The sequence below is a fragment of the Nitrincola iocasae genome (assembly GCF_008727795.1).
Classification (GTDB): domain Bacteria; phylum Pseudomonadota; class Gammaproteobacteria; order Pseudomonadales; family Balneatricaceae; genus Nitrincola; species Nitrincola iocasae.
This window is the reverse complement of record NZ_CP044222.1, coordinates 1,823,762-1,839,768: the sequence shown is the minus strand read 5'-3', so window position 1 is coordinate 1,839,768 and position 16,007 is coordinate 1,823,762. Positions and strand designations below refer to the sequence as shown.

Annotated in this window: 11 protein-coding genes; all 11 read right to left on the bottom strand. The window is 50.0% G+C overall.

The genetic code is table 11. From position 1 onward, the window contains the following. Positions 1-67: 67 nt before the first annotated feature. Positions 68-2,014, bottom strand: a complete 1,947-nt coding sequence (locus F5I99_RS08460) for a MacB family efflux pump subunit (protein WP_151054979.1) — start codon at positions 2,012-2,014, stop codon at positions 68-70. Further along, a complete protein-coding gene (locus tag F5I99_RS08455; protein ID WP_151054977.1) occupies positions 2,011-3,204 on the bottom strand; it encodes an efflux RND transporter periplasmic adaptor subunit in 1,194 nt (397 codons plus the stop codon). The genes F5I99_RS08460 and F5I99_RS08455 overlap by 4 nt, the downstream gene beginning before the upstream one ends. Before the next feature lie 297 nt (positions 3,205-3,501). Continuing rightward, the gene (locus tag F5I99_RS08450; RefSeq protein ID WP_151054975.1) at positions 3,502-5,796 is read right to left on the bottom strand and encodes a TonB-dependent receptor domain-containing protein; all 2,295 of its coding nucleotides are present in this window, start codon (positions 5,794-5,796) and stop codon (positions 3,502-3,504) included. Positions 5,797-6,010: 214 nt separating this feature from the next. Beyond that, the gene (locus tag F5I99_RS08445) at positions 6,011-7,096 is read right to left on the bottom strand and encodes a cytochrome-c peroxidase (protein WP_151054972.1); all 1,086 of its coding nucleotides are present in this window, start codon (positions 7,094-7,096) and stop codon (positions 6,011-6,013) included. Then, on the bottom strand, positions 7,096-9,663 hold the full coding sequence (locus F5I99_RS08440) for a TonB-dependent receptor plug domain-containing protein (protein WP_151054970.1): 2,568 nt from the start codon (positions 9,661-9,663) through the stop codon (positions 7,096-7,098). The genes F5I99_RS08445 and F5I99_RS08440 overlap by 1 nt, the downstream gene beginning before the upstream one ends. Positions 9,664-9,783: 120 nt before the next feature. Continuing rightward, positions 9,784-10,308: a heme utilization protein HutZ gene (gene hutZ / locus F5I99_RS08435; RefSeq protein ID WP_151054968.1), complete on the bottom strand. Its 525-nt coding sequence runs from the start codon at positions 10,306-10,308 to the stop codon at positions 9,784-9,786. A gap of 33 nt (positions 10,309-10,341) precedes the next feature. After that, positions 10,342-11,130, bottom strand: a complete 789-nt coding sequence (locus F5I99_RS08430) for a heme ABC transporter ATP-binding protein (RefSeq protein WP_151054966.1) — start codon at positions 11,128-11,130, stop codon at positions 10,342-10,344. Beyond that, entirely contained in the window at positions 11,131-12,165 is a 1,035-nt protein-coding gene (locus tag F5I99_RS08425; RefSeq protein ID WP_151054964.1) for a FecCD family ABC transporter permease, read from the bottom strand. Beyond that, complete coding sequence (locus F5I99_RS08420; protein ID WP_191905987.1) at positions 12,165-13,061, bottom strand: heme/hemin ABC transporter substrate-binding protein; 897 nt, start codon at positions 13,059-13,061, stop codon at positions 12,165-12,167. Before F5I99_RS08420 ends, F5I99_RS08425 begins: the two co-directional genes overlap by 1 nt. After that, positions 13,051-13,593: a heme utilization cystosolic carrier protein HutX gene (gene hutX, locus F5I99_RS08415; RefSeq protein ID WP_225307599.1), complete on the bottom strand. Its 543-nt coding sequence runs from the start codon at positions 13,591-13,593 to the stop codon at positions 13,051-13,053. Before hutX ends, F5I99_RS08420 begins: the two co-directional genes overlap by 11 nt. 49 nt (positions 13,594-13,642) lie before the next feature. Then, positions 13,643-15,820, bottom strand: a complete 2,178-nt coding sequence (locus F5I99_RS08410) for a TonB-dependent hemoglobin/transferrin/lactoferrin family receptor (RefSeq protein ID WP_191905986.1) — start codon at positions 15,818-15,820, stop codon at positions 13,643-13,645. Between the last annotated feature and the right edge of the window lie 187 nt (positions 15,821-16,007).

Genomic DNA, 16,007 nt, shown 5'->3' with positions numbered 1-16,007 from the left:
AATGATAATTATTGTCAACAATGTTATTAATCAATTGCTGTAAAGTTTTGTAAAAATGACTTATAGATCACTCGGATGCGAGTGCAACCACCGGATCAAGATGCGCGGCCTTGCGCGCAGGAAGATAACCAAAGACCAACCCAGTCATAAATGCACAGCCAAATGCCAACATCACCGGCATGGCGCTAAATGCAACATCGGTGCCCAGCTTTTCCAGCATCAGCGTCACTGATAGCCCGATCAAGACACCCAACACACCACCCAGCGCAGACACCAATACCGCCTCAGTCAAAAACTGCTGCATAATATTGCCGGTTCTGGCCCCCGTAGCCATGCGCACACCGATTTCCCGCGTACGCTCGGTGACGGATACCAACATGATATTCATGACCCCTATCCCGCCGACCAACAACGAAATCGCGGCAATCGAACCTAACAACAGGGTCATGGTATTCTGAGTTTCTGTGACAGACTCGATAATCGATTCCATATTACGTATCTGAAAATCTTCCACGCCGTGACGCCTTAACAACAGGTCTTGCACCGCCTGCTGCGCGGCATAAATGTCAGCATCACTGGCAACGGCAACCGTCATGGTACGTAAATAACGACGGCCCAATAGCCTCACGCCACCGCTTTCAAACGGTACGATGATCACGTCATCTTCATCACGCCCCATGGGAGAAGCGCCTCGGGAACTTATCACACCGATCACCAGAAACAACACATTGTCGACCATGACATACTGCCCAAGCGGATCCTGGTCTGGAAAAACTGCCTTAGCCGCCGTTTGTCCCAGCACCGCCACACTGGCGAAATCCAGTTCATCTTCACGAGTAAAAAAACTGCCATACTCCACTGGCCAACTTCGCACAGCAGAAAAAGCCGACGAAGTTGCCATCACTTCGGAGCTATGATCCCGCCCCCCTGCTCGCAGCGTCACCGTACCGCTTTGCTCCGGAATAGCAGCGACAATACCGGGCAGCTCGCTCACAGCATAAGCATCTTCAGGAATCAGGGTAGTGGTGCCCCAGCCGCGCTGATTGGGCGCCCCCGGACGCACCAATAACAAGTTACTCCCCATCGAGCTGATCCGGTCGACAATGGACTGGCGCGCGCCATCACCAATCGCCAGCATTGTGATAACGGAGGCGACACCTATTACGATACCTAGCAGGGTCAACACTGTACGAAACAAATTCCCGGTCAATGCACTTAATGACATACGTAGCGCTTCACCCAGATTGGTGAAAAAATTACCAGGACGGGTGTTCAAAGATGTCGCCGTAATCGGTGTTCGTTGCTCATACTGGGAAAGTGATGGCCCCTGATCCGCCATAATTACCCCATCACTGATTTCGATTACCCGATCGGCATGTGCGGCCACCTTGGCATCATGGGTAATCAAAATTAGTGTATGCCCCTGTGCGGCCAGTTCCGCAAACAGCGCCATAACCTCTTCACCGGTATGGCTATCTAATGCACCGGTCGGTTCATCAGCCAGAATGACCTGTCCGCCATTCATCAAGGCGCGGGCAATTGACACCCGTTGCTGCTGGCCACCGGACAACTGCCCTGGTTGATGTCCCAAACGGTCTGCCAGCCCCAGGCGTGTCAACAGCGCCTCGGCTCGCCGGTGACGCTCGAGCCTGGAGACTCCGGCATAGACCGCCGGCACTTCAACATTTTCGCGCGCCGTTCCACCTGGCAGAAGGTTATAGCTCTGAAACACGAACCCAAATGCATCGCGTCGTAACGCGGCCAATTCATCCTTGCTAAGTGCCGACACATCCTGACCATTGAAAAGGTACTGCCCCCTGGTTGGCCTATCCAGACACCCCAACAAATTCATTAGCGTCGATTTACCGGAACCGGATGCACCCACAATAGCCACGAACTCACCCGGCAGAATAGTGAGGCTCACGCCTTTAAGGACATCCACATCCTCATCACCATTACGGAAGGTCCGATAAATGTCGCGCAGTTCAATAACAGGAGTAACTGGCGCTGTCATCTGGGCATCCTCATCGGACCCTCAGCAGGCCGTGGACGATTGGTAGCGGCCATAACAGCGCCTGGCATTTCAACCCGGTCCCCCAGCTCCAGCCCTTCAACAATTTCAATCTGTACACGATTGGATAGCCCGGTAGTTACCTCGCGACGTTGGCTTTCGCCTGTAGCCGTCACCAGCATAACTTCAGCACGGCGATCACCCTGTCGAGAACCTGGCGAAGGCATAGAAGAACGGTTATTCAGTGCGCCAACTGGCAGTACCCTGACCTCTTCAGCCCGATCAATAATGAAAAAAACCTGTGCTGTCATTTGCGGGAATAAGGCACCTTGATCATTTTCAACATCAAACAAGGCGTTATAGAGCACCACATTATTTTCAACCTGGGGCGTCGGTTCAATACGGCGCAGTTGCCCGGACCAACGGCGGTTTTGATCCCCGAGCGTTGTAAAGTAAGCATCCATTCCCTTTTTGAGACGGTTTACATCCGCTTCTGATACCTGAGCCTGCACAGTCATCACCGAAAGATCAGCAATCTGTAAAATAGTGGGTGTCTGTTGAGTCGCGTTGAGCGTTTGTCCTTTGCGTGCAACCACCTCAACAACTGTGCCAGACATAGGTGCATAGATCTGTGAGTAGTTTAACCGCGCTTCTTCAGCCCGTAATGAGGAGGCCGTCTGCTCAATTTGCGCCGTAAGTGCCTGCACCTGGGCAGCAGCTGAACGTTGGGTAGCCTCAGCAATCTGTAAAGACTCTTCCGAGGTCATGCGTGTCTCGACCAACCGTTTCTGACGACGGAACTGTATATCCGCCAATTCCAGCTGCGCCCGCTTATCGATCATCTGCGCTTGTAAATTACGCAACTGAGCGCGCGTTCCTTCAACATTGGCCAGGTAAACTGTGGAGTCAATTTCGGCCAGCAACTGACCTTCCTCAACCTGATCGCCGACATTGACATGAATTTCAACCAGTTGCCCTGAGACCTGAGCCCCAACATCGACATATTCTCTAGGTTGTAACCGTCCTGTAGCCGTCACGATATTTTCTATCGTACCGCTGGATACGGTTGCATAAGCCACCGGCGTATCAGCCGAGGTGTGATACAACAGGTAATAACCTGTAGTACCGCCTGCAATTACCGCAGCCAACAACAGCCAACGCCAGACAGATAAAGATGATTTAGCTTGAGACATAGTTTACTTCCCTTGAGACACCAGGCGCATTATCCGGAAAAACTCATCAATGCAGCAATGCGTAATGATAATATTTACAATAATTTACAGTTTTAACCCCATGCGCCCGCGGCATATAGCGCCAAGGATGGCGTGTATGCAGAAAACGCAGGAGCAGTTTTCTGCCCGTACGTCCTGTACATGCGCCGCTCCTGCGCATCCATGCGCCCGCGGCATACCGTACGTCCTGTACATAAAAAAGCCACTCCGGTTGGAGTGGCTAAAAGACTAGTAGGTTTACGCCGTTGACGTGGCGGATCAAAAACTCAGGTTAGCTGACAACCAGAAGTTTCTTGATTTTGCCTTTATGTTGTAATCATCCCTGTAAGTTGGCGTATAGGTTCCATCGCCATTATCGGCAAAGCTGGTTTGGTAAGTAGTGAAATCTTCATTTAGCAAGTTGTTTACACGCGCCTGGATCGTCAGGTTTTTGCCGACACGGTAGGAACCACCCAAATGAAAAATTTCATAGTCTTCGTAATGAAGTGCTGAATCCGTATCCTCATCCCAGCCGCGGTAACGCTTGGAACGGGCCTCCATCGACAAGTAAAGATTCAAGTCGGGGTTCACCTTCCAGTCCAACGTCGCATTCAGCATGTGCCTGGCCGTGCCTGTTAACGGCTGCCCAGCCTGATCGCCACTCTTCTGCTCTGAGTCTGTCAGGGTGTAATTGCCCCGAATCGACCAGGAAGGGGTTATCCAATAGCGTCCGGCAAGCTCCAGACCGGTAATATCCGCTCGGTCAATATTTTGCTTCTGAGAGAACTCAGTAAAGCCCAGGTCAGCCCAACCACCCCCTATATCGACACAGCCGGGAACGGCTGATACTTCACAGTTTGGAACGCTGTCACCACTGGATATTTTATCTTTGAACTTATTACTGAACACGGTGGCATTAAAATTATGCCCTTGCGGATGGGTATAATAGACAGCCAGTTCGGTATTCACGCTGGTTTCAGGCTGCAGATCCGGCGTGCCGACAAACGGCATAGTGCCCTGACGACCAAAACCGGTAATGCCGGGAAACAAGTCACTGGTTTTCGGTGTTTTGTAACCAGTGCTTACACCGCCTTTGATGGTCCAATCACGACTTGCTTGCCAGACACTGTAGAGGCGTGGGCTGACATTGCTGCCAAATACCTCGTGATTGTCATAGCGAACACCACCGGTCAGAACCAGGTCTTGCAAAGGCTCCCAGTTATCCTCAAGGAACAGCGCCCACTGCTTGTGAGGCTGCACTGTACCTGATTGGAAGCCATCGCCATCCATACCAAATACACCATCTTCCATTTCCGCATCGATATACTGACCACCAAACACCAGCAAATGCTCGCCCAGCAACGCATCAAACTTAGCGTCATAGGTTGTTTGCCGTGTTTCCATCACCCGCTTGGGACGCGGAAGAAATGTCGCTTCGACTAAGTCTTCAATGCCGGCCCAGCTGGACCCGTTATCATCATACATCTGCTGCAACTGGTCACGTTCTTGTACTGTAAAAGGCAGGGTACGACCATTATTGTTGGTTTCGACATAATGTACGCTGAGATCGCTGTTACCAAAGCGCCATTGTCCTTCATGACGGAGAGAAAACTGCTCACGAGTAAACTCCTGATCGGCTGCATAGCCTACACGCGGCTGCACCGCTCCACCAGAGACTCGCATAATAGAGCCCACTTCATCTTTAGTACCCAGCGGGTAAGAACCATCTTCTCGTGGTGTATTGTCATACACTTGGGTAGAGGTTTCATAATCGAAGGTAATATCCTGGCGCTCATCAATACGAAAATTCAACTTCATGCCGAGGTTCTCATTTTCATTATCAACTGTACGCCCCCCGCCACCAAAACCCAGGCTGCGATTATGAACAGTACCTGCCGGATCCGTCACCGAAGCATACTGAGGATTGGACTCATCACGGTTATACAGACTACCTCGCAGACCAATCCCCAGGCGCCCTTCGATCAACGGACCGGATACGCTGAAGTCTGTCGTCCGGTCATTACCAAAATCATCATTTTCTTCAAATGTTTGGCTTTGAGTAATCGAACCAGACCACTCATCAGAGATTTTTTTAGTAATTATGTTAATTACACCGCCCAGTGCATCCGCGCCATAGAGCGTTGACATAGGACCACGAATCACTTCAATTTGCTCAATCGTGTCCAGTGGCGGAATATGATTAAACTGGTTACCACCAAAGTTATTCGGGTAGAGGTCTCCAACATTGTTTTGTCGCCGACCATCAATCAACACCAGCGTATAGTCAGCACCCATACCGCGTATACTGATACCTCCCTGCCCTGTTTTGTCAGTGGTTTCACCAACATCAACCCCTTCGACATCACGCACAGCATCCAGTAAGGTCATATAGGGTTTTGTTGCCAACTCCTCTTGTGTGATCACAGTAATACTAGCCGGTGCATCAACAATTTTCTGTTCAAAGCCTGAGGCGCTGATAACCATGTTATCAAGCCGAACGGCCTCTTCAGCAACAGCCATACCGGTCACAGAAGCGATTGAAGCCGCCAATAGCTTTAATCGTAGTCGTTTCATTCACCACTCCAAATTTATTAGTTACCAAAGACAAAGCTGTACCCGGAGCATCTATTGCCAACGTGTACAATGCATGTTGTGACTGGCTAACTGATTTACAGAGTCAGGTGGCTGGCTAAACATGATAAAGCCTTAATATATATACGTAAGACTAATGAGAACAATTATCACTCTAGTTAATATTTATTGCAACATTGAATTTTCAAAAACAAACTTAGAGCTGGTCAAGGAAATGCTTTAGTGCCTGGATCTCTGTGTCAGACAATCCTAGCGGCTGCAATAAATGCGAGGTTTCTGGAAACAGCGGATCTTGCTGTTGAGTCTCACTGGGTTGAGATCTGGGCATACCAGCATTGTACATTCGCAATATGCCTTCCAGTGACGAAAACAAACCGTTATGCATCCACGGACCGGTCTGACTGACCCCCCTGAGGCTCGGTGTTCGGAAAGCACCAACATCTTTCACCTGCCCAGTTACAGCATAGCGACCAAGATCTTCATAAAGACGACCATAATATGTGAGTCCCAGATTATGGTACTGCTGATCTGACATCAACGCGCCATAATGGCAATTCATACAACGAGCTTTGGTTCTAAATAAATGCAGTCCTTGGAGGGCCACATCATCCAGTGCCTGCGAGTCGCCCTGCATAAAGCGGTCAAATGCTGTTGATCGCCAACGCAGGCTACGGATATAGGCACTGAGCGCCTGAGAGACCACTTCCAGAGAAATAGTGGTTTCGCCCGACACCTGGGCGAACACAGCAGGATAAGTAGCATGAGTTTGCAAACGTTGTTGCAAGGCTGGCAAGGTAAAAGCCATTTCAACCGGATCTTGAACAGGCATCAGCACCTGTGCTTCAAGGCTAGCAGCCCTTCCATCCCAGAACTGCGCCTGAAAATGGCCACTAAGTAATATAGAAGGAGCATTGCGTCGACCCGCCTGACGCTCATGCCCAAAGGACACCTTACGTGCGTCAGCAAAAGCAAGTTCGGGTTCATGACAGGATGCACAGGCAATCTGTCCAGATTCAGACAGCAAGGGATCAAAAAAAAGCTGCTCACCCAAGGCTATTAAGTGTTCATCACCAGGCGCTAGTGCAGGTATTTCAGCCAATGCTTGCCACTCTATCCCAGCATCCACCCAAGGTGCAGGCCAACTGTCAACTGCTCCAGAGTATGCCTGACGCAGCGACAGCTCCGCATCCTGGCTTGAGGTTTGATAACGGCTTTTGATCAACATAATCAAAAACACCACTGCAATTAGCAGTGGTGTTTTCCAATTTAACGGCTTAATCATCAGAAGCGGTACCCCACCTCCAGCCAGACCTGCCGACCTGTCTCATAGGTCGGTACATCACTGTTACTCATAGCCACCAAATTCACCTCGTCAAGCAGGTTGTACACGTCCAGGTTAGCAAACACAGCCGACGCTCCTGATAAGTGCTTTTCCCAACCCAGACGTATATCCCAGTTAACTGACGCTTTATGTTGATACTCTTCCCAGACATCAACCAGCCCACCCAGATATTCGACCTGATCACCAGTTGTCCCCATGGCACGATACCCGGCACGATAACGCAGGAAGTTGGTCAGGGTCAGACCACTTGCTGGATGGCTGGACACTGTCGTTAACCTGGCTGTCCAGGGGCGGTTAAAATTATCAGCAGGCCGTTCCGAGTAGCGCATAAAGCGGCCGTCATAACGAATGAAGGGATCATCATACTCAGTAGAACTCATAGTCGTACTGTAATCCTGATGAGAGCGAGTCACATCCGTCCAATCCAAAGCCAGTTGAAAATGGTGTTCAGTATCACGAAAATGGAATGACTCCATCGGCGAAAGCGTAAAGGTTAGCGTATCACTGGTACTGCTGCCCTGATTGCTGTAGGTATAGTAGTTTGCTAGCAGGTCACCAGAGCCTGGCTCAAGGCCAAGCGTTCCACTGCGTACGCGCACTATCTGATCCTTGCCATCCCGGTGAACATACTTCAGCGCCAACTGATAACCCGCAACCTGCTGATCCAATCCCAGCATCAACTCATCATCATAGGGCAACTTCAATTCATTCAAGCGAGTATTATTCAGGGTGCGTACTGGATCACCCCATTCCTGGGAGCCATTGGAACGGTTCAGAACGTACTTTAATGCTGACCGGCCTTCATTAAGACGATAGGCATGCATATTACGACCATAATAACGGTTGGCACCCACGCTCAAACGAGTACGCTTATCTCCCCAGAGATCCAATTCAGCAGCAAAGCGCGGCGACCAAGTCGCATCATCCATAAAACTGTCGGAATCAAAGCGAACACCGGGGCGTAACTGTAAACGTCCAAATGTCAGCGCATCCTCCAGATAAGCAGACCATTGCGTGGTTTCATATTCAATTTCTCCGGCCTCATAGACATTCAGGCGTCGGAATGCCTGCCCGCTGCCACTGTAGCGGGGGGTTGGACTCATGGAGCACCAGACTGTTTCTATGCAGCTTGAAGTAGCCGCCAGCAAAGATCCATAGGTCATATCCTCAGAACGCTGATAATTAGCCTGCTGCCAACCCAGCTCTACACCGGTTTTGATGCGATGTTCAACATCCCCTGTATACAGGGTATTCCAGTCCATATTCGCTTTATAACTGAAACTGCGCTGACTCTGTTCTATATCGCCCCAACTGCCTTCTGAACTGGTATGTGTTGCATCCGTTGCCAGTGGATTACTCCAGTTTTTTTCCGGTGACCAGCGCCAACCTCGATAATAATCCGTAAGTGTTTCACGCGAGTTTTCCAGGTCACTAAAACCAAGGGTCTGAGAAAGTAGACCCGGCTGCAGTGTCCAGTCCACTTTAATACTCCCGCTATAGCCGCCGGATATTATGCGCGTGTCGGTATCTTTTCCGTTTGCGATAAAGTACAAACTATCCTGCGGCGCATGCGTAAGCGAGGCATCTATAAGCAGGTTTTCTGTTGGTGTCCAGTGAGTTTTAACAAAAAAATTATCGATCTGACGTTCTTGGTCTTTCCGCCCCCCACCCATAGGGGTTGCATAAGTATCAGGATCATAGAGGTTCAGAGGTATGGTTGATTGCTTGCGCGAAAAGCTGAATAGTAATCCCAGTTCATCATTTACCGGGCCCTCCAGAGTTGCACGTGTTATCCACTTACTAAACTCAGGCTGAAGTGAAGCGGAAGTCGAGGACTCCATATCAGCCTGCTGACTTGTGTCGATATGGTATTGTGTCCAGGCATCACTGGTGTGTTGTATGGAAATTTTTCCGGAAAAGCGCTTTGCTGGTATTCGAGACGTCACATTGACGACCCCGCCATTGAAACCACCAAATTCAGCACTGACGTTACTGTCAAGCACTTCAATACTGTCTACTATATCCGTGTCCAGAGCTACCCCCTGACTACGGCCTGGCACATCGGTCATACTCAATGGATTATCACTGACTGGATCCAGATCATTATTGATGGAAATTCCATCCAACAAAAATAGATTCTGCCAATAGACAGCTCCATTGATACTGATATTAGCGGGATCTATCTCCCCAGGCGTCTTACTGCTGAGTTGTGTGTCATCAAACTGTACACTGGGGTTCAGCTTAAGTACGCTGGTTATATCACCATTACCATTGGGTAACGCCTGTATCAAAGATCGTTCATAGGTTTGCGTTCCTTGATTCAGAGAATTAAAGCTTCCAGCTTCAACCTGTATAGAGGGTAATTTGTGCGAATCTGTTGCAAGGGATGAATCAACTACTCGCGCCTCATCCACTGTTTCTTCTGTAGCCCCTACTGTGGAGCTAACTAATACCGTGCCTGCCGTAACGACAAGCAACAGATTGCGGCGTGTATAACCAGCACACATGCTTCAACTTCCTGAAAACGCCCTAACGGGTTGATGTAAATGAATCTGGCTGGCTCAAGAAAGTGACTCTTTGGCTGGCTGGTTATGCAAACCTGACAGATCATATAGCTTATTTGAAAGTCAGGATGCTTTTAGCTTTCTATGCCCTTCTGTCAGATGTACAAAATCAATCAAATCATCACCTGACACTGTGAATGCTTTACCAAATCCTTTGACGTATAAGCCTTTATCAGGAATAAGCCTAAATAGATGGAAATCTCCGAGCTGAGATAAATTGTCAATAATATCTCCCTGACGAGTTCGCAAAGCGTCAATGCCCCGCTGCCAATCCAGACTGTCTCTGGGTACTTCATTCGCCTGGGCATCAAATGTGAGGCGCTGACGCGCATATATTTGCCGGGATTCACCCTCATCTTCTATCAACATGATGGATATGCGTTTGCACTGTTGCAAATTCTGACCATGCCGGGCTATTTCACTTACCAGCACATAATATCCATCCTCCTGTAACGCAAAAGGGGCATAGCTGACATTAGGGTTTGCATCCTGATCCAGCGTGGCCATCACCAGGGTTTTGCGGCTATCTCTAAAGGCCCTGACCTCTGGCAAAAGACGCTCTTGCAAACGGTTCTGATCTTCATTCATTGTGTCTCTCCAATAACAGTTAAGGGTTCTGTATCACGCAACCTCGGCGGATGGTGCGGTAATCACCAAAGGCCAACCGCCGGGGTGTTCCATTACATCGATAGGATAACGGTACACCTCACTGAGCAGGTCTGACCGCAAAACCTCTCGTACGCTGCCTTGACAGGCAACTTTACCAGCGTTCATCAACAGGATCTTATCGGCATACTGAGCGGCCAGATTTAAATCGTGTAACACCACCAATACACCCATGCCCTGTTGACGAGCCCTTTGTTGCAGCACTGAAAACACCTGATGCTGATGGCTCAGATCCAGGCTCGCGGTGCATTCATCCAACAGCAGGTAGCGGGGCTCAGCTGCTGGCATCGCCTCAAGTTGAGACAGTACTCGCGCCAACTGTACTCGCTGTTGTTCTCCACCTGACAGCGTCAGATAGTTTCGTGTGATCAAATGCGCGGCGTCAAACAAGGACAACATCTGCATAATATGCGCCTGACGCTCAAGCCGGGGCATAGGATGACGTATCCCGGTTTCAATCACTTCTTCTACGGTGAAAGCGAAGTTCAGCTGCACGCTTTGTGGCATAACGGCTCGGTATTGCGCCAGCGCACCGGTCGTCCAGTGGCTTAAACGTCGTCCATGCAGCGCCACCTGATCCGTTAAACTGGCAATATCGCCACTCATCACCTTGAGCAATGTGGATTTACCCGCCCCATTGGGTCCCAGAACGGCCAGCATCTCGCCTGCAGGTATATTCAGCGATATACTGTCCAGCAGCTTTTTGCCGTCTAGCGTCAACGTTAGTTCATGTCCGGATAACATTCAAAAACCCACCCTTGCGCGCTGCTGTAGTAACAGCCATAGAAAAAACGGGCCACCAATGGATGCCATCATAAGCCCTATAGGCAATTCGGCTGGCGCTATGAGCAGCCGGGCAAAAATATCTGATGCCACCACCAATAAAGCCCCCATCACCGCACTCAGTGGTAACACCCAGCGATGATCCGGTCCGGTCAGTAAGCGCACAAGATGCGGCGCTACCAGTCCTACAAACCCTATCACTCCACTGACGGCAACAGCCGCACCCACGGCCAGTGCTGTCAGTGCAATCACTATAAGTTTCATACGCTTCACATCGAAGCCCATATGGGTACTAACACTTTCACCCATCAGAAACGCATTAAGCGTCCGTGAGTATAAGGGCAAGAGTACACACGCCAGTAAAATGGGAATGCCTGCCATGCCAACATCAACCCAGGAAGCACTGGCCAAAGAACCCATTGACCAGAAGGTTAGCGTGCGCAGTTCCTCATCAGTTGCATAGTAGGTCATGATACCAGTGGCCGCACCAGCGATTGCATTGATGGCAACACCGGCCAACAGCATGATGGCAACATCGGTTCGCCCATCGCGGGTAGCCACCCGATAGATCAGTGCGGTTACCAATATCCCACCAATAAAGGCGGCTATCGGCAGGGCAAAGTAGCCCCACAAGACTACCCATTGCTTCAGATAGGTCCCACCCAGCACTATCACCATAACGGCGGCCAACGCCGCGCCACTGGAAACACCCACCAGCCCCGGATCGGCAAGTGGGTTTCGGAAAAGCCCTTGCATAGCCGCGCCAGCAATGGCAAGCCCCGCTCCGACAATGCAACCCAATACCACCCGTGGCAGACGAATATCCATCACCACCAGCGCTGCCTGCGCATCATCCAACAGCCCACCAAGTACGCCATAGACTTGCCAGACGCTGAGTGTCATCGCTCCCTGCGTCAAGGCAACACTCAACGTCATCAACAACGCCAGTATCAACAGACCAGCCGCCAGTCGCGGTGATGATACAACTCGCTGCATCAATGACCTCCTTCAGAACCTGCCAGATCGACCGTACTTTCCGGCAAATTCAGGCTATTCACCAAGGCGTTAAGGCTATGGGGCAAGTCCGGACCAAAATTAAGCCAACGCGGCTCTATGGCTATGACCTTGCCAGCCTGGCCTGCAGACGTACGACTGATCGCCGGGTCGGCTAACACTCTGTCTCTACCGCCCCCCATCGCCTCTGCATTTTCAAGAGTCAGAATCAAATCGGGATTGGCCTGTATGAGAGCTTCGGCCGATACGGTCTGATAGTTATCAACACTGTCACTAAAAGGATTAGTCAAACCGGCCAATGCCAGAAATGCATCAGCCCGGCTACCTTTTCCAGCTACCATCATGCTGCTGTTACGGACGCCCATCACAAAGATTGCGCGGATGGCATCTGCATTACGAGCAGTCAACTGCGAAATCACCTGATCGGATTCCTCAGCAAAGGCTTGAATCAATACATCACCTTCTGGAGCCACCCCGAGCGCATCAGCTACTTCAGCGATCTTATTTTCCACACCCGCTAAGGTATAGACATTGGGAATCACTCTGATATTCACACCTGTCTGCTGCAATTGATCCAGTACCGACTGCGGCTTTGCATCTGCTGTCACAAGAATAAGATCCGGTCTCAAAGACAACAAACCTTCAGCGGATAGCTGTCGCATATAACCGACATCGGGCAAATCATTGACCTCTTCAGGCCAGGTGCTGGTGGTGTCTCGCCCCACCAATCTATGCTCCTGCTCCAGGGCATAGATAATTTCGGTAATGGAACCATCTATTGAAACCACACGCTGCGGCTCTGCAAATGCAGGAAGGGTTACGCCAGTGAGCAGAAACACAACAACTAAATACAAGACTCCTGATAATTTAACGGGCATAACCAAGCCCCTTGAGTCGGTTAAATGCCTGTAACTGGTGTGCATAAATTACGCCTTGCGGGTCGCGCCCCAGATAGATTTTAAATACACAGGCACCGGCCCTGTTGTAGAACACTATGGCATGAGCTTCTTTGCCTCGCAGCGGTTTACTAAGCAATGCAATATGGGTGATAGCATCCAACTTCAGATGCCCATGCAACTGCCCAGCCTCACCCATCAGGTTATAGTAGCCAAAGCCTGGTTTCCCTTCGGGTAAACTCCCCTTGAACTCAAATATTGAGCCGTCTCGTTCAACGATTGTTGTCACCGCACCCCAGTGCGCAACATCCTGAAGAATCGCCTCAGCGAGATTCCCTTCGATCAAGTGCACCAGCTCGCCCGGCAATGCCGATACCACCGCCCACTCAGTAACCTTTAGCTCATCAGCCATTTCGACGGGACGCAACTGGGGTTTTTCGCGCAACAGGGTTTCAACCTGCTGAATAAGATTTTCCTGCATAATCATTTCCAGATTGTGATTCATCATATTCATAGAGCTAACCTCATACCTCAAATGGCACAGTCAAGCGGTGCCATCCGATTCAGAATTGATAGTTAAAACTGACCCTAACGTTACGTCCTGGCTGCGTATAGGCATCTATTACCTGTGAATCTGCACTCAGATCTCGAACATCGGCCCAATGGGTGTAACGCTCATCTGTCAGATTAAACACACCTGCCTGAAGCGAAGCATTCCGGCTAATCTGCCAACCAGCCATCAGATCAGCCGTGGTAAAACTGCCAGGTGAATAACCGTCTGCGTCAGGATTACGCTTTTTTGCTTGCTCATGAGTCAACATCAAATCAGCATAGTATTCCCCCTGGTCATAATGAAGGCCGGCCAATAATCTGGCTGGATCAATGCTGGCCAAGGGTGTTTTACCCTCATCATCACGCCGGTCACCCCGGTGCCAGGAAAACCCGGCGGAAATTGCCCAGACAGGATCAAGTTGCCACCTAGCGTCGCCTTCTATACCCGTCACAGTAACTTTGTCACGGTTGATACTCTGGTAGGTCATCGGATCGGCTGGTGTACCCGCACCACTGACGGCAACATTTTCTATAAAGTTTTTATAGTCAGCACGGAACACACTAACGCTATAGCGCAGTTGATTGTCACGACCACGCAACCCCACTTCATACATACGACTGGTTTCAGCCTTCAAATCAGGATTGGCAATGGTCTGATAGGAAAAAAACGGACTGCTCAGGTTAGTAAAGCCACTGTTTACATCCTGCGGCGTAGGGGCACGGAAACCCTCGGCATATTGGGCAAACCAATTCAATAAGGGTGCCTGTTGCCATACCACACCCAACTTGGCTGACACAGCACTGTCAGACAAGGACTCTGGCGGTAGCCCACGATAAAATTGGTCACCTGTAGCGGGATCAAGTTTGTAGCTATCGTAACGAAGCCCTGGAATGATACGCCATTGACCCAGAGCGATCTCATCCTGAACAAACAAGCCGAGTAGTTGATAGTCGGTATCAGGAAAAGGTTTATCCGGGAAGCTGGTGCCTGCCGGTGTCCCCTCCCGCAACGCCTGAACATCGGTCTGAGAGTAATCGACACCATAATGAAAGGTCTGCGTGACTGTCTCTCCCAACTGACTTTCAAATACAGCATTCACGCCCTGAACCAGCTCACTGTATTCATTATCACGAGTACGATCACCTATAGTGCGTCGCTCATCGCTAAATTGCCGTTCACGGCTATCTTGCTGATACAGACTAATACGCGCCATACGCAGAAGCCCATTACTGGACGTAGGCTGATACAGATAATCCATCTTGTATAGATCACGACGTACACGATCATCAGCATTCAATGCCGTTACCGTACTACTTAATCCACTTAACACCTCAGTATCGGTATTACGATCAATCGATTCGACGGTAAATTTCAGGCGATGTTCGTCATTCACATCCCACACCAGCTTTCCAAGCCAGTAATCACTGTCAATCTGCTGCGGGTTTGACTGCGTTCGTGTATCACCCACACCAGCTACCCCACCCTGATTACGCAACTGCTCAGCATCACGCTGGGTATAGAGCAGCATGGCAGATACCTGTTCATTTCTGGCTGCCACGGCTGGCGTGGTAAACCAGCTCTTATTCTCTGAGGCATAGCCAGTTCTGATATTAAATTGTACATCCTTGCCGAGCGTCAGCAGATCTTCAGGATCCTTGGTGACAAAACTCACGGCACCCGCCAGGCCTTCACTGCCATATAAAGTTGAACTTGGCCCCCGAAGAATTTCGGCACGGCGATAGCCTTCTGGTTCAAGATAGTTACCGCGACCCGTCACAATCGGACCGAAGCTATAAAGCGCAGGAAGACGAACGCCATCGGTTTGGATTGTTACCTGATTTCCTTCCAGGCCACGTATGTTGACCCCCTCATTACCCCCCCGGCCAACACTACTGAACGTCGCACCGGCTCGCATTGGCTGAGCACGTACCGACACGCCGGTTTCATAACGCAGCATATCCTGTATATCTGCAGCCTGCTGCTTCTGAACATCATCTTCCGTAATTACACTGACTGTATTGGCCACATTCAGAACATCCTGCTCGGTATGCGAAGCCGTAACAGTTAACTCCTTAAGTATTGCTTTCGAGACTACTGGCGTGGATATATCAGCCAAAGAATAGCCTGAAATACTAAGGCCAACTGCCAATGCCAGCAGATGGCGTGGAAAATAAACTATGTAATTCATAACTCTGTCACCCATAATATTAGTCAGCCCAACTGAAAGAGAGATAAGAAAACATCAGATAGGAATCTGCACAGGCAATAAAAACATTGAAGCGCACAAGGCACTTACGCCGATGCAAACAAATTCAAACCAGTAATTATTCATCTATGACTCCGTGGACAGCATCACTATGATGTCATCCGCGCGA

Coding starts and splice junctions, on each gene's coding strand:
- F5I99_RS08460 (WP_151054979.1), bottom strand. CDS start 2,014: ATGACAGCGCCAGTTACTCCTGTTATTGAACTGCGCGACATTTATCGG.
- F5I99_RS08455 (WP_151054977.1), bottom strand. CDS start 3,204: ATGTCTCAAGCTAAATCATCTTTATCTGTCTGGCGTTGGCTGTTGTTG.
- F5I99_RS08450 (WP_151054975.1), bottom strand. CDS start 5,796: ATGAAACGACTACGATTAAAGCTATTGGCGGCTTCAATCGCTTCTGTG.
- F5I99_RS08445 (WP_151054972.1), bottom strand. CDS start 7,096: ATGATTAAGCCGTTAAATTGGAAAACACCACTGCTAATTGCAGTGGTG.
- F5I99_RS08440 (WP_151054970.1), bottom strand. CDS start 9,663: ATGTGTGCTGGTTATACACGCCGCAATCTGTTGCTTGTCGTTACGGCA.
- hutZ (WP_151054968.1), bottom strand. CDS start 10,308: ATGAATGAAGATCAGAACCGTTTGCAAGAGCGTCTTTTGCCAGAGGTC.
- F5I99_RS08430 (WP_151054966.1), bottom strand. CDS start 11,130: ATGTTATCCGGACATGAACTAACGTTGACGCTAGACGGCAAAAAGCTG.
- F5I99_RS08425 (WP_151054964.1), bottom strand. CDS start 12,165: ATGCAGCGAGTTGTATCATCACCGCGACTGGCGGCTGGTCTGTTGATA.
- F5I99_RS08420 (WP_191905987.1), bottom strand. CDS start 13,061: ATGCCCGTTAAATTATCAGGAGTCTTGTATTTAGTTGTTGTGTTTCTG.
- hutX (WP_225307599.1), bottom strand. CDS start 13,593: ATGAATATGATGAATCACAATCTGGAAATGATTATGCAGGAAAATCTT.
- F5I99_RS08410 (WP_191905986.1), bottom strand. CDS start 15,820: ATGAATTACATAGTTTATTTTCCACGCCATCTGCTGGCATTGGCAGTT.